Raw genomic sequence first — 14,736 nt, 5'->3', positions numbered from 1 at the left:
CGACCCACCGTCTTCCTGCTTGCAGCCAAGTGTGTCAAATAGCGGACAACCGATCGGCGATGCTTGCGCAACCATCAGCTTCGCCGAATTTTCCGACGGCGCCGCAGGTGCCGCCGGACTCGTTTGAGCGCCCGCCATCGCCGCATAAAGACTCACAGCAACCGCCAATACCGCTTTGCCTGTCCCCAACGCACGTGTGTCCCCGCTTTGTTTTTTCATTTCATTCTCCTAAACATATTTCTAAATGCAGATCCAGATAACGAGTGAATCTCTGTTCGCTGTTAAAAAATGAAAAATCAAAGCCCGGCCGACATTGCCGCGTGCCGCACGAAAAACGCGTGACGCCCGAGATCTCTCCCGCGGACAATCCCGGTCCGATTTAACGTGATCCGGGAGAAACGACTCGCTGTGCGCGAACAAAGCCTTTAAAAGAGCACAGCAGGACCTGATGCACGTTGAAGTTATGCGGAGCGCCGTCCGGCGACCGTGCGCTAGCCCACGCAATGCGATATCGATGGCCTGTTTCCGATTAATTGCGTTGCGCGACAGTCAAAGATCGTTAATTACCGTCCTTCTAGAACGATGTAATTCTTGTCCTTAGATATGCAGTCCCAACTATTATTTTTATTTGACAAATTGATCTACTAATCAGATGAATCAAGAATCAGCAGACGAACCTATCACCCACAGGGTGGCAGTTTCCGAAGAGAGAAGCGGACCGTGACGCGAACAAACGTTTCGTATAAGTGTTTGTCCGAACACAAAAGAGAATTTGCAAAGACGGAAGTGAGGGCAATCACACAGACAGTGCAAACCAGACGAAAAGCACACTCCGTTACACACCTCGGCCACCGTCTCTGCATGAGCGCCGTCTTTATCCGTGCGCCGTCCCATTGAGCAAAGCGCGTGATGTCCGCACGGCGAGCCGGCGCAATGCAATAAAGTTGAGCAACGCACCAACCGGCGCGTCGCCACGCCGCGAAAATGCCACCTTTCGGCCGCAAAAGTGTCGCCACGCAGCCACCACCGCAGCGCACAACCAACACTTCTTCACGCCGTCTTTTCTCGAAGCGTTTCCACCATCCACCGCGTCGCGAGAGGCACTATTCCCGCCGCAAAGCGCGCACACTTGTCGCACGCGCTTTCGCGCGGCGTCGGTGAAAAGCGCGGGTTTACCTTCGTTTGACTTAAGTAGGCAGGGCCGTTTACTGGACGCAAATTGAACCTGTCCAGACGCTTTCAATTTACTTTGTTCAGCTGAATTGTATTTCGAGAGCGTTTCCCACTATGTCTGGAGTATGTCTGGAGGTGTGTCATGGTTAGCGTGTCCAGCAACGCCGCTGCGGAACTCAAAGCCGCGATCCGAGGCGAACTATTGCTCCCCGGTGACGCGGGTTTCGACGAGGCCCGCAGCATCTGGAATGCAATGATCGACCGGAATCCGGCGATGATCCTGCGCTGCGCCGGCGTCGCCGACGTGCGCCGCGGCGTGGCATTCGCGCGCGACAACGATCTGCCGCTGGCGGTGCACAGCGGCGGCCATAACATCGCCGGCACCGCGCTGTGCGACGATGGCCTCGTGCTCGATTTGTCGCCGATGAAATCGGTATATATCGATCCGGTGGCGAGGCGCGCGTATGTCGAGTCCGGCGCGACGCTCGGTGATTTCGACCACGAAGCGCAAGCGTTCGGGCTCGCCACACCGCTCGGCATCAACTCGACCACCGGTGTAGCAGGTCTGACGCTGGGTGGCGGGTTCGGCTGGCTGAGCCGCAGATTCGGCATGAGCGTCGACAATCTGATTTCAGCAGACGTGGTCACCGCCGACGGCGAACTGCTGCACGCAAGCGCCGACTCGCATGAAGACCTGTTCTGGGCGATTCGCGGTGGCGGCGGCAATTTCGGCGTTGTGACGCGCTTCGAGTTCGCGCTGCATCCGGTCGGGCCGCTCGTGTACGGCGGCCTCGTCGTGCTGCCGCTCGATCAGGCGAAGAATGCCCTGCTCCAGTACCGCACGGCTGCAGAACAGATGCCGGATGAGTTGAGCGCATGGGCCGTTTTGCGGCTTGCGCCACCGCTGCCGTTCCTACCGCCTGAAGTGCACGGCAAGCCGGTAATCGTATTCGCGATGTGCTACTCGGGCCCCGTCGAAAACGGGCCGGCCGTGGTGGAGGCCGTACGCGGCTTCGGCACGCCGGTCGGCGAACAACTTGGGCCGATGCCGTACGCCATGTGGCAACAGGCGTTCGACCCGCTGCTTACGCCGGGCGCTCGTAACTACTGGAAGTCGCACAACCTCGACGGAATATCGGACGGTCTCATCGATGCACTGCTCGATGCGATCGACAAGCTGCCGTCGCCGCAATGCGAAATCTTCTTCGGGCAGATCGGCGCGCAGACGAGCCGGGTGCCGGTCGAAGCCATGGCCTATTCGAGCCGCGACACGCACTACGCGATGAACGTGCACAGCCGTTGGGACGACGCGCGCGATGACGAGCGCTGCATTGCCTGGGCACGCGCTTTCTTCGAGGCAGCCGCACCGTTCGCGCTAGGCAGCGTGTACGTCAACTTCATGACACAGGAGGAAGGCGGCCGGGTAGCTGACGCGTATGGGCCGAACTACGAGCGTCTCGGCGCCGTGAAGAACCGCTACGACCCGCACAACCTGTTCCGCCACAATCAGAATATCCGCCCGGCGGCGTAGGGATGGAGGGGGACGCGGTATTGAATGCCGTGGATCCCCGTGCGAACGTCAGCGCATCGCGGCTGTCTGAGACAGAAGCCGTGGCGTCAGGCACGCTAAATGCTGATAAGCAAGCATACGAGCCTGCCGGCGTCACGGCACTCACTGTCAAATGAGAAACCGCAACCTTCATCACGCACAAGGAGAACAATCATGCGCAGACGACAATTCATCATGACCACGAGCGCTGCTTTGGCTACGGCGGGTCTTGGTCTCGCCGGCTGCACGACCACGTCGCCATCCTCGAGCGCGTCGCCTTCGGCGAACGCCGGTAAGCGCGACACGATCAACGCCGGTATCGATTCCACCTTGTCACGTCTCTACGCGAACGTCACGGGCTCGAGTGAACTGGTCGCCAAAGCGCGCGGCGTGCTTGTGTTCCCGTCGGTGATTTCGGCGGGCTTCTGGGTTGGCGCGCAATACGGCGAAGGCGCGTTGCGCGTGGCAGGACGCACGACGGGCTACTACAGCACTGTCGCGGGCTCGTTCGGTTTGCAGATTGGCGCGCAGTCCAAGGCGCTCATATTCCTGTTCATGACGCAAGACGCACTCGACACGTTCCTTAGCAGCCAGGGGTGGGCAGCAGGCGCCGATGCAACGGTCGCCGTGCTGAAGGTCGGCGCGAACGGCGCGGTCGATACCTCGACCGCCACCAGCCCGGTCGAAGCTTTTGTGCTGACGAACGGCGGCCTGATGGCCGGCGTGTCGCTCGAAGGCACCAAGATCTCACGTCTGATCATCTGAGCAAGCGCGCTTGTTGACGCTCATTAGCGTTCGCCAGCGCGCAGTCACGCAGTCACGCAGTCACGCAGTCACATATTCGCGCGACCGACTGCGTGACGCCGCTATCTTGCGACGACCTTCTTCAGCGGCGCGCGCCGCTTTGACGGCCGCGCTCAAGGCGATTCGAGGCGACTCACTCGACCGGCAGCGTAAGCGCGGCAACTTCACAGCGCGGCCACTGCTGCAGCACCTCGGGTGCCAATAGCAACTTGGCCGCCCGCACCCCCGCCCCCATCACGATCTGAGCACGCTCCATGACCGCGGCGTCGACGAGAACGCGCCAGTCGTCCGGCAAGCCGAAAGCAGTAATTCCGCCGAACTCCATCCCGCTATGCTCCACGGCGGCCTCCCGTTTGGCGAACGAAAGACGCTGCGCGCCTAGCACCGCCTTCACCGCGCCATTGATGTCGAGGCGCAGCGAACCCAGCGAGACCAGCGCCGCATAATGCTCGGCGCCCTCCTTCTTGTAGCGGACCACGATCGTGTTGGCGCAGTCCTCAAGGCCAAAGCCGTAGCGCGCGCTGAATTCGGCGGTGTCCGAAGCGTCGTCGCAAACGGCAAATACGGTCACGCCCTGGGCCGGCAGATTCTCGACGACATGCGTCGGCAAATGCGCGCTCAATTGTTCCGCGGAAATGACATCCAACTGCTTGACGAGTTCGTGCGAGTGCATAGCGATAAAAGTGTGAAGGTCCATCGGCATTCTAACGGCACACGTGCTTGCGGCGTATTACGCGCATGTGCATGCAGCGCTTGTTATAGTGACAGGCACAAGGTTTGCGAAAAGGCGTCGATGCGAAGGCTGCAAAAGCTGCATTGAGCCCACCTCAACGGCACGCACGTGGCGTATCCGGCGCCACCATCCCCTTGAGAAAAACGACCATGGAAATCGACACGCTTTCCGCCGAGAATCTCCAGTTGGTGGCCCGCAAGCAGGCCAATTGGGCAATCGGCGCATTCAAACAGTTTGCCGACGACCGCTGCGCGGCCATGGCCGCCAGCATCGCCTTCTACGCGGCATTTTCGCTCGCGCCCACGCTCGTCATGGTGATTGCCGTGGCGGGCTGGTTCTTCGGCGCCGCGGCTGCGCGCGGTGAACTGTTCACCCACATTCACGGCCTGCTCGGCGACCAGGCCGCCGCGGGCGTGCAAACCATCGTTGAGAACGCTCATCATAGCGGCAGCGCCGGTGGCATCGCGGCCGTCATTTCATTCTCGATGCTGGCGATCGGCGCCTCGGCCACCTTCTCATCGCTCAATAGCGCACTCAATCTGGTGTGGCCGTATACCGGGCCGCGCTCATCGAGCGTGATCGCGCTGGTGCGCGTGCGCCTGATTTCGTTCGGCCTGGTGCTCGGTGTCGCGTTCCTGCTGATCGTCTCGCTGGTGCTCGATACGGTCATCACGTTCATCGGCAAATGGCTGTGGGGCGACTCGCCGTATGTGGTGATCGGCAATCTGCTGCAATTCGGCGTCGGCTTGCTGGTGCTGGCCTTCGCGTTTGCCGGCCTGCTGAAGTTTCTGCCGGACGCCAAGGTGCGCTGGCTCGATGCGCTCGTCGGCGGGATCGTCGCGGCCGTGCTGTTCTCGGCGGGCAAGAAGCTGTTCGCGCTATACATCGCGCACGCCGGGATGGCGAGCTCGTTCGGCGCGGCCGGCTCGCTGGCCGTGCTGCTGATGTGGTTGTACTTCTCGGCCGCCGTGCTCCTGCTCGGCGCGGAGTTTTCGGCGGCGCGCGGGCGCATGCACGATCCGCGCGGCGGATGGGGCATGCAGGAAGAGTCGCCGCCCGGCAGCCGCGCCAAGCTCGCTTCGGTGCTGGCGGCATCGACGATATCGGCGGATGCTGTGCCTCGCATGGAAGACCGTAAAGCCCGTGCCACCGGAATTGCGCCTGCAACCGGAGCGGCAGCAGCCTCGACGCTTGCCGCCGCTACTCCAGCGTCGGCTTTGCCGCGGGTGCAAACGCAAGAGAAGACTTCCGCGCGGGCGGCCGCGGTCAAGATCGGCCGTACCGTCGTACGCGCCGAAGCGCAGGCGACACGCGTCGCCGCCGTCACGCTGGTCGAAGCGGGCCGCACGGCCGTCGCGACCAATCGCTATGTCAGACGGCATCCATGGACCTCGGTGCTGCTTGCCGCGGCGGCCGGACTGGCGGCCGCGGCCGTGGCGCGCCGCAACGGCGGACGATAACGGCCGTCGCAAGTGAGGACTGAAGCGGCTCGGCCACACGTTGCAACCGCAGCGGCCGTCTCTGCTCACAACGCGTAAATTCTGTCTAGCGCTCCAGTCAAGCGCGACGCGGCTCGATTTTTATATGGACGCTGCAAAACAGCCAGCACAGCTAGACGACTAGATTACAAAGGCCATTCAAACAAGTGTCTAAATTGCGGGTAGCGAAGCCTTCACTGTCGACAAAACAACAATAATGCGCAGTCTGCGATTGAATATTGCGAGAATAGCAACAATCGTTAACGGGCTTTAAATACAAGGCTTTGCGTCGTTTGTCACTTTTTAGAGACAGTCTTTTTTTTCCAGTTCTTGCCGGTTGAGGCAGTGAGCTATTCTCCTTTCCGCAACAACAAACTAATCATCTGCGTGGAGAAATGGATGAAACGAGTCGCACTGTCTACCCTCTCGCTGGCGCTTCTCGGCGTCACCGGCATGGCGCATGCTCAAAACAGCGTCACCCTGTACGGTTTGATCGATGAATCGATCCAGTACGCTCACAACACGAAAGACGCGAACGGTAAGAACGCCAATCAAGTCGGCTTGGTCGGTGGCAACCTGCAAGCCCCGCGTTTCGGCTTGAAGGGTACGGAAGACCTGGGCGGTGGCCTGAAGGCAATCTTCCAGTTGGAAAACGGCTTTGACATCAACAGCGGCGCACTGGGTCAAGGCGGCAGGATGTTCGGTCGTCAAGCCTATGTCGGCCTGACGGGCGATCAGTGGGGTACGGTCACGCTGGGTCGTCAGTACGATCCGGTGGTCGATATGGTTCAACCGTTGACGGCTGACAACTACTTCGGCTCCACCTTCACTACGCCGGGCGACGTCGACAACAACGACAACACCTCGCGCACGAACAGCGCCGTCAAGTACACCTCGCCGGTGTGGAGCGGCTTCCAGTTCGAAGGCATGTACGCTCTGGGCGGCGTGGCTGGTAAAACGGGTTCGGGTCAAACGTGGTCGGGCGCTGCAACGTACGCAACGGGTCCGTTCAGCGTTGCTGCAGGCTACTTCCGCGCCGACAACCCGTCCTCGACGGTTCCGCGCACGGGTTGGGGCGGCACGTCGGACGGCACGTTTGACAACCAGATCAGCCAGATTTACTCGACGGCCAAGTCGATCGGCATCGCTTCGGTGGCAGTGCAGTACGTTGCAGGCCCGTTCACGGCCAACCTGCGCTACAGCAACGCGCAATACAAGCCGGACGCTCAGTCGGGCTTCGGTTCGACCGAGAAGTTCAACGTCGGTGGCGCTTTCCTGGGTTACCAGGCAACGCCGGCAATGCTGGTGGGCGTAGGCTACATCTACACGAAGTCTAGCGGCGACACGGGCGCAACCTACCATCAGGTTTCGTTGGGCGGCGACTACAACCTGTCGAAGCGCACGGACTTCTACCTGGTTGGCGCATATCAGCACGCCAGCGGCAATCAGCGTCAGGCAAACCCGGCTGGCGGCTCGAGCATCGTCGACGCAGGCGCTGCAATCGGTTCGTACGGCTACAACTCGGCTTCCAGCTCGCAAGAACTGGTCAGCCTGGGCATCCGCCACAAGTTCTAATCGAACTTGACGGACTGCTGAAGCAACACGCAGTTGAAGACCAGCCACGGGCTTGCGCCCGTGGCTGGTTTTTTTTCGTCTGCGGGTTCTGGCGCACGCGGCGAACCCCGCCACGTGCAAATCACGCCGCCGATCGATGGATAGCCTCACGCGCACTACACGTCCATCGTGATCAACTCTGCCGGTGAAGTAAAAGAAAAAGGCCGCCGGCAAGCCCTTAACAGGCTCGCGACGACCTTGGTGTGATGCTCCCGGCCCGTAGATCTACACTGAACTGCCTAGCGCCGCTGAGCCTTTCCCTTCTCCGCCTGCGCCAACGTCTGCGCCGGCTTCGCATCGAGTTCATGCTCCACGCCGTCCGCCCCCACCGGCGCACGATGCAGCACCAGCATGCGCTCGCGCTGCTGCAGCGGCACATTGGGCGAATCCTGCCAGTCCGGATCAGGAATCTCGCCGAATACCTGACGCAGCCGCTCGCCCCACGTGCGGTGAATCATCTCGAAGTACGCATTGTCGTGATCGACCGAGACGAAACGCGTGACGCGCAGCGAATCTTTCTCGTAGACCAGCAGATCGAGCGGCAGACCCACCGAAAGATTCGAACGCAGCGTCGAGTCCATCGAAATGAGCGCGCACTTGGCTGCTTCGTCGAGCGGCGTGGAAGGCGTCAGCACGCGATCGATGATCGGCTTGCCGTACTTGGCCTCGCCGATCTGGAAATACGGATTCACGGCCGACGCTTCGATGAAATTGCCCGCCGAGTAGATCATGAACAGGTGCGGCCGGTTGCCCGCGATCTGGCCGCCCAGAATGAAGCTGCAATTGAAGTCGACGCCGAATTCCTGCAACGCCTCAGCTTCGCGCTGATGCACGCAGCGTACCGCGCGGCCGATCACGCGGGCCGCGTCGGCCATGGTGGGCGCGCTCCAGAGCGTGGGCTGCGAAGGATCGGCGGGCTCGGACAGCTCGTGCAGCACCGCTTGCGTGAGCGACAGATTGCCGGCGCCCAGCAGCACGAGCATGCGCTCGCCCGGCAGCTCGAACACCGACATCTTGCGCGCGGTGCTGATGTGATCGACGCCCGCATTGGTGCGCGTGTCCGACAGGAACACGAGCCCGTCGTCGACGGACATCGCGACACAGTAAGTCATAAGGAAAAGTACCCGCAAAAAAAACGACAGAACGGCGCTATTGTAATGCGGCGCGCTTGCGCCTTACTCCGTATTACGGCGGGCACGAGCCCAATCTAAACCGCTATGCGGGCTGACGCTCATTCACCCCCCTCGCCAGGCCGCCGGCAAGCCGCCCTGCAGGGGGTGCCCCGTGAAGGCGGCCCTGACGCCCTGCTGGCCGCCTCCCGCGCCGCTATTGCGACTGTTGCCCACTGACCGTGACGGACACCTTCAGTTGCTCCTCCAGCCCGCCGATACGCCGGCCGCGCACCGGCGCGGCGGCTTCATAGTCGCGCGCCACGGCGAGCCGGCAGTAGATCTCGCTGGCAAACGCGGCGTGCGTGACGTCGACGGAAATCCAACCCTTACCGTCGAGCCACACGTCGACCCATGCGTGGCTTGCGCCGTGCTCTCCCCCAAGGGGACTTCCTTCGGGGCCGACGTCGCCGGGTTCGATGTAGCCGCTCACGTAACGCGCCGGAATGCCGCGCGCGCGGCAGCAGGCCAGCATCAAATGCGCATGGTCCTGGCACACGCCGTTACCGAGCGCGAGCGCCTGGGCAGCTGTGCTGGTGACTTCGGTGATGCCGGAGTTGTACTTCACGCGCTGCAGGATCTGTTCGGACAACTCGATCAGATTGCTCGAGCTCGCGAGGCTCGGCACCGATTCGGCCAGCTCGCGAATCGCCGCGTCGGCCTCCGTGAGACGCGTCGAGCAAGTGAAATGTTCGAGCGGAATCGGGCCGACGGCGTCGGGCAATCGGCCATCGATCAGTGGAATCGTGTCCACTTCGCCCGCTACATGCAGACGAATCTCGCCATGCGGCTTGTTGATGACGAGCGTATGCAGCACGTTGCCGTAGGCGTCGAAGGTGGCGTCGAGCTTGCCGGGCGCATCGATGCTCCAGCGCCGCACCACCTGCGAGGCGCCGCTCGACGGTGTCAAACGCAGTTGCTGGATCGAATAATGGACAGTCGCTTCGTAGCGATAGGACGTGTCGTGGCGGATCGTCAGGTACATAGAAAAACTCCGTCAGGCGACTGGCAGCATCAGATAGGTACGCGCAACCAGATTGCCGAGCTCGAACACGCGAGCAAGGAACTGCGTCAGATAGGCGTGGAGGCCGGCTTCGAAAATCTGCCGGATGTCGGAATACACCAGCTCGGCACGCAGCTTGCCGGCGAACCGTTCGCACTGGTTCGAGCCCGGCGTGCGCAGCATCGCCAGATTCGTGCAGACGCCTTCGAGCGATGCGAGCAGCGAGCGCGGCATCTGCTGGTTCAGGATCATCAATTCGACCACCCGCGCCGGCGTGACGACATCGCGATACACCTTGCGATAAATCTCCAGCGCCGACACCGAACTGAGAATCGAGGTCCAGTAGTAGAAGTCTTCGAGCTGGCGCGCGGCATCGCGTGAATTCGGCTCGACGTCGGCAAAGCGCACGTCGAGAATCCGCGCGGTGTTGTCGGCGCGTTCGAGGAAGGTGCCGAGCTGCGTGAAGAAGAACGCATCGTCCTGCAACGCGGTGCCGATCGTCACGCCGCGCGACAGGTGCGAGCGGAACTTCACCCACTCGAATAGCGCGCCTGGATTGCTCGACGCCTGGCCGGACGAGGCGCGTTCGTTGAACTCGAGCCAGGTGTCGTTGATGGTTTCCCACCATTCGGTCGTCAAGGTGCCGCGCACGGCGCGGGCGTTTTCGCGCGCGGCCTGCAAACACGAGTGAATGCTCGACGGATTGGTCGCGTCTGCCACCATGAAATCGAGCACATGTTCGCGGGTCGGTTCGTCGTAGCGTTGCGCGAAAGCAGATTCGAGTTCGGAAATGCGCAGCACCGAACGTTGCGCACGCGCCTCCTGCTCGGGCGTTTGCGGCAACAGCAAGGCCTTCAGGTTGATATCGAGCATGCGGGCGGTGTTCTCCGCGCGCTCCATGTAGCGGGCCATCCAGAAGAGGTGATCGGCGGTTCGGCTTAGCATGACGGCGTTCCGTATCTGATGACGCGAGACCTTTGCAAAAGTAAAAGGTCCGCGCTGGTTATCCGTGTGCGCCGGCGACAGTCTGACTCATCTGCCGGCGCGTTAGGTTGCGGGCGCGGTTGCCTGCATGTCAGCTGGAGTTGCTACACGAGCTGCTGCATCAGCTGTTACATGAGCAACCCCAGCAACCGCATTGGCAACCGCGTCAGTCGACCATCCACGTATCTTTAGTCCCGCCTCCCTGCGATGAATTGACGACGAGCGAGCCCTCCTGCAACGCCACGCGCGTGAGACCGCCCGCGCACATCGTCACGCTCTTGCCGGACAGCACGAAAGGCCGCAAGTCGATATGGCGCGGCGCGATGCCCGATTCGACAAAGGTCGGACACGCGGAGAGCGCCAGCGTGGGCTGCGCGATATAACCCGCGGGCCGTGCGATCAGGCGCTCGCGGAACGATTCGATTTCGGCTTTCGTCGACGCCGGCCCCACCAGCATCCCGTAGCCGCCCGCGCCGTGCACTTCCTTCACGACCAGCTCCGGCAAATGCGCGAGCGTGTACGCGAGATCGTCGGGCTTGCGGCACTGAAACGTGGGCACGTTGTTGAGGATCGGCTTCTCGCCGAGGTAAAACTCGATCATTTCCGGCACGTACGGGTAGATCGATTTGTCGTCGGCGATACCGGTGCCCATGGCGTTCGCAAGCGCTACACGTCCGGCGCGATACGCGGTCAACAGACCCGGCACGCCCAGCGCCGAATCGTTGCGGAAGGCGAGCGGATCGAGAAAATCGTCGTCGACGCGGCGGTAGATCACGTCGACGCGCTTCGGCCCCTGCGTGGTGCGCATGAACACATAGTTATCGTCGACGAACAGATCCTTGCCCTCCACCAGTTCGACACCCATCTGCTGCGCGAGGAAGGTGTGCTCGAAATACGCGGAGTTGTACATGCCCGGCGTGAGCACCACCACGACCGGATCGTCGACACCTTCGGGCGCCACCGAGCGCAGTGTGTCGAGCAGCAGATCGGGATAATGCGCGACCGGCGCAATGCGGTTCTGCACGAACAGCTCGGGGAAAAGCCGCATCATCATCTTGCGGTTTTCGAGCATATAGGACACGCCCGACGGCACCCGCAGGTTGTCTTCGAGCACGTAGAAGTCGCCCTCGTCGCCCGCGCGCACCACGTCGACCCCGGCGATATGCGCGTAAACACCGAGCGGCACATTGACGCCCTGCATTTCAGGCCGGTATTGCGCGTTGGTATAGACCTGCTCGGCCGGCACGATACCGGCGCGCACGATGTTGCGATCGTGATAGACGTCGTGGATAAACAGATTGAGAGCCTGCACCCGCTGGCGCAAACCGGCCTCCAGCGTCTGCCATTCGCTGCGCGGAATGATGCGCGGAATCAGATCGAAGGGAATCAGCCGCTCGGTGCCGGACAAATCGCCGTTCACCGCGAAGGTAATGCCGACCCGGCGGAACAGCAGGTCGGCTTCCGCACGCTTGCGTGCGATCGCCTCATTGCCCTGCTTCACCAGCCACCGCTCAAAGCGCGCGTAGTGTGGCCGCACGGCATCGTCATGATGACGCATCTCGTCATAGCATCGCATGTCACGCCCCGCTCTTGTTGTCGGATAGAAGGCGAATGCGCTGCGCATTCGGTGTTCGACAATCGTTCAAGCAAGCGCTATGCCATTGAGCTTTTCGCGTGCTAAACACGGTGCATGCACGCCAAGAGCGCATCCTGACCGGCATGGCCTCGCTGCCATCGTACTGCGGCGGCTCACGATGCGCTAGTACGGTGCATCGGGGCACCGTGGCGGGCGGTGCGTTCGCAAAACCCCTGCGGGCGCGCATAAAAAAATCCCCGCGGATTCGCATCCACGGGGATTCGGACAACTCGCACTGCGGGTCGGCTCAAACGTTAACGACAGTTAAAAGCGCACGGTTAAACGCGGACGGTTAAAAACGCGCCGTTAAAAACCCACGCTCAAAAACCGCGCTAACGCATGAAGCGCGATCAGCCTGCTGCTGCGTCTTTCAGCTTCTTCAGCGGACGTGCCTTGATGCGCACGCTAGCCGGCTTGGCCGGGAACCAACGCTCTTCGCCCGAGAACGGGTCTTTGCCGAAGCGCTTCTTCTTCGCCGGCACAGCTTGCACGACGATCTTCAGAAGACCCGACAGCGTGAATTCGCCAGCGCCCTTCTTGTGCACGGCGCCGAGGATCGTGTCTTCGAGCGCGGCCAGCACGGCCTTGGCGGCCTTCGGTTCCACAGCGGCGCGTTCAGCGACGTGTGCAGCCAGCGAGGCCTTCGTGAAGGTGTCCTTGATCGGCGACGGAGCGCTGGACGCCTTCACGGCGACCTTCTTAGCTGCGACGGCTTTCTTCGCAGGGACTTTCTTTGCAGCAACCTTCTTGGTCGGTACCGGGGCAGCAGCCTTCTTGGCCACCTTTTTTGCGGAAGTCGGCATGTTTCTCCTACCTGTAGTGGTCAGTGAATTGCACGAAGCGCGCACGGTATGTGCACGCTTCAACGCCGGATTCTACAAGCGCTAATGCGATTTGCGCGACTCTTTTGTGTATAACAGCGAAGGTTTGTTGCGCGGCGCAGACTGCGCAACACATTTTGATCCTTGTTTTAGCGGGTAAACGTGCGTCGGCGTGCAACGCCCGGGTCTGCAACACGAACACGTAACGTGCGTTACAAGCCATTTCAATGCATAAATAGAGGCACTTTCGGCACCGGGCGATCGTCGGTGATCATCGGCGGTCAGCGCGCGAGGCGCGGCAGGACGCCGGCGAGCCAGGTGAGCGCCGCGTCGATATGCTCGACGGCGATGCTGCCGTAGCCAAACATCAAGCCGGGCTGCGGCTTCACGCGCTGATAAAACGGCGCGAGTCCATACAAACCGATCGACGCTTCACGCGCGGCGCTCACCACCGCCTCCTCGGTCAACGGCGCCTTCAGCCGCGTTGCCATATGAATGCCGGCGGTCGGCACGATCGGATCGAACCACGGCGCGAGTTCGCCTTGCAGATGTTTCAGAAGCATCGCGCGGCGGCCCGCATAGATCTTGTGCATGCGCCGCAGGTGCTTGGCGAAGTCGCCGTTGAGCATGAAGGTCGCGAGCGCGGTTTGCGTGAGCGTGCAGCCGTGCCAGTCGGCGATCTGGCGGGCCTTGAAAAGCGGCCCGTAAAGCGACGCGGGCGGCACCACATAGCCAACCCGCAGCTCCGGGAAAATCGTCTTCGAAAACGTGCCCACGTACGCGACGAGACCGGCTCGGTCGAGACTTTTCAGCGGCTCCACCGGCCGGCCTTCGAAACGGTACTCGCAGTCGTAGTCGTCCTCGATGATCACGGCGCCGCGTTTCTGCGCCCATTCGAGCAACTCGACGCGCCGCTCCAGACTCATCGGCATGCCGAGCGGAAACTGATGTGAGGGCGTCACGTAGACGAGCCGCGCCTTGTCCGGGAGCTTGCTCACAATCAGGCCTTCGTTGTCCACCGGCACCGGCACGACACGTGCGCCCGTTGCCGTAAAACACGCCCGCGCCGGCGGGTAGCCGGGGTCTTCGAGTGCCGCGATCTCGCCAGGCCCCAATGTGATTCGGGCGATCAGATCGAGCGCGTGCTGGGCGCCTTGCGTGACGATCACGTCGTCCCAGTTGCTCGTGACCGCGCGATTGAACGCCAGGTAGCGCGAAATCGCAAGGCGCAATTCCTGCTCGCCGGCCGCGTCGCGATAGGTGCCCGGACTGCGCGCTTGCACACGCAAGGCGTGGTTCACGCAGCGGCGCCAGACGTCGAAGGGGAACAGCGATTTGTCGATCGCGCCACCGACGAAATCGTGCGGCGAGACCACTGTGGGCCTAGGCAACGGCAAAGTCTCAGGCATCTGCTCCCACAGCGGCTGGGCGCGCGCCACGGTTTTCTGTTTCGCCTTCGCCCGCTCGCGCGCCGGCTCGGCGGCGAGTGCATGCGCCGAGCGCTCCACCGGCAGACGCTCCAGTCCATCGGCGACGAAGGTGCCCGAACCGGCGCGAGCGCTCAGATAGCCTTCGGAGAGGAGCCGTTCGAAAACATCGAGCGTGGTCTTGCGCGAGACGCCCAATTGCGTGGCGAGATCGCGCGTGGACGGCAAGCGCGTGCCGCCGGCGAGGCGCCCTTCGAGTATGCCGGCACGCAACTGCCGGTAGATCTGTCCGGACAGATCGTGGCGCCCTTCTACCGCGATATGGATCTCCATCCGAGTGGTTAC

The 14,736-nt window shown here is 61.9% G+C and carries 12 protein-coding genes; 4 read left to right on the top strand and 8 right to left on the bottom strand.

The window, feature by feature from the left end; genetic code table 11:
* Positions 1-219 (bottom strand): hypothetical protein (locus tag GNZ13_RS26300; RefSeq protein WP_172169932.1); only part of this gene is annotated, 219 nt, incomplete at its 3' end.
* 1,096 nt (positions 220-1,315) lie between these two features.
* Here GNZ13_RS26300 and GNZ13_RS26295 point away from each other — a divergent pair.
* Both GNZ13_RS26295 and GNZ13_RS26290 read left to right on the top strand, forming a co-directional pair.
* Entirely contained in the window at positions 1,316-2,704 is a 1,389-nt protein-coding gene (locus tag GNZ13_RS26295) for an FAD-binding oxidoreductase (protein WP_172169929.1), read from the top strand.
* A 192-nt stretch (positions 2,705-2,896) separates the two neighbouring features.
* On the top strand, positions 2,897-3,487 hold the full coding sequence (locus GNZ13_RS26290; protein ID WP_172169926.1) for a BPSL1445 family SYLF domain-containing lipoprotein: 591 nt from the start codon (positions 2,897-2,899) through the stop codon (positions 3,485-3,487).
* Between the two features lie 172 nt (positions 3,488-3,659).
* Here the strand turns inward: GNZ13_RS26290 and GNZ13_RS26285 are convergent, their stop codons facing one another.
* Complete coding sequence (locus tag GNZ13_RS26285; RefSeq protein WP_172169941.1) at positions 3,660-4,199, bottom strand: YbaK/EbsC family protein; 540 nt, start codon at positions 4,197-4,199, stop codon at positions 3,660-3,662.
* A 209-nt stretch (positions 4,200-4,408) separates the two neighbouring features.
* Here GNZ13_RS26285 and GNZ13_RS26280 point away from each other — a divergent pair, with 209 nt between their 5' ends.
* Positions 4,409-5,719 carry a YihY/virulence factor BrkB family protein gene (locus GNZ13_RS26280; RefSeq protein WP_172169923.1) on the top strand — a complete coding sequence of 437 codons (1,311 nt, stop codon included), beginning with the start codon at positions 4,409-4,411 and terminating at the stop codon, positions 5,717-5,719.
* 417 nt (positions 5,720-6,136) lie between these two features.
* Entirely contained in the window at positions 6,137-7,312 is a 1,176-nt protein-coding gene (locus tag GNZ13_RS26275) for a porin (protein ID WP_172169920.1), read from the top strand.
* Between the two features lie 278 nt (positions 7,313-7,590).
* On the opposite strand, the gene GNZ13_RS26270 is transcribed toward GNZ13_RS26275, so the two are convergent.
* The 6 genes from GNZ13_RS26270 to pdxR all read right to left on the bottom strand — a co-directional run bounded on the left by GNZ13_RS26270 (position 7,591) and on the right by pdxR (position 14,724).
* On the bottom strand, positions 7,591-8,463 hold the full coding sequence (locus tag GNZ13_RS26270) for a proteasome-type protease (RefSeq protein ID WP_172169917.1): 873 nt from the start codon (positions 8,461-8,463) through the stop codon (positions 7,591-7,593).
* Positions 8,464-8,677: 214 nt separating this feature from the next.
* Positions 8,678-9,505, bottom strand: coding sequence for a transglutaminase family protein (locus GNZ13_RS26265; protein ID WP_172169914.1), 828 nt, complete (start codon positions 9,503-9,505; stop codon positions 8,678-8,680).
* A gap of 12 nt (positions 9,506-9,517) precedes the next feature.
* The gene (locus GNZ13_RS26260) at positions 9,518-10,468 is read right to left on the bottom strand and encodes an alpha-E domain-containing protein (protein WP_172169911.1); all 951 of its coding nucleotides are present in this window, start codon (positions 10,466-10,468) and stop codon (positions 9,518-9,520) included.
* Between the two features lie 205 nt (positions 10,469-10,673).
* Positions 10,674-12,083 (bottom strand): circularly permuted type 2 ATP-grasp protein, encoded by a 1,410-nt coding sequence (locus GNZ13_RS26255; RefSeq protein ID WP_172169908.1) that lies wholly within the window; start codon positions 12,081-12,083, stop codon positions 10,674-10,676.
* A 410-nt stretch (positions 12,084-12,493) separates the two neighbouring features.
* On the bottom strand, positions 12,494-12,946 hold the full coding sequence (locus GNZ13_RS26250; protein ID WP_028198339.1) for an HU family DNA-binding protein: 453 nt from the start codon (positions 12,944-12,946) through the stop codon (positions 12,494-12,496).
* Between the two features lie 299 nt (positions 12,947-13,245).
* Positions 13,246-14,724: a MocR-like pyridoxine biosynthesis transcription factor PdxR gene (gene pdxR / locus GNZ13_RS26245; RefSeq protein WP_172169905.1), complete on the bottom strand. Its 1,479-nt coding sequence runs from the start codon at positions 14,722-14,724 to the stop codon at positions 13,246-13,248.
* Between the last annotated feature and the right edge of the window lie 12 nt (positions 14,725-14,736).

It is taken from the genome of Paraburkholderia elongata (assembly GCF_013177735.1).
GTDB lineage: Bacteria > Pseudomonadota > Gammaproteobacteria > Burkholderiales > Burkholderiaceae > Paraburkholderia > Paraburkholderia elongata.
Note: the sequence above shows the minus strand (reverse complement) of the source record. Positions and strands in the feature narration are given on the sequence as shown.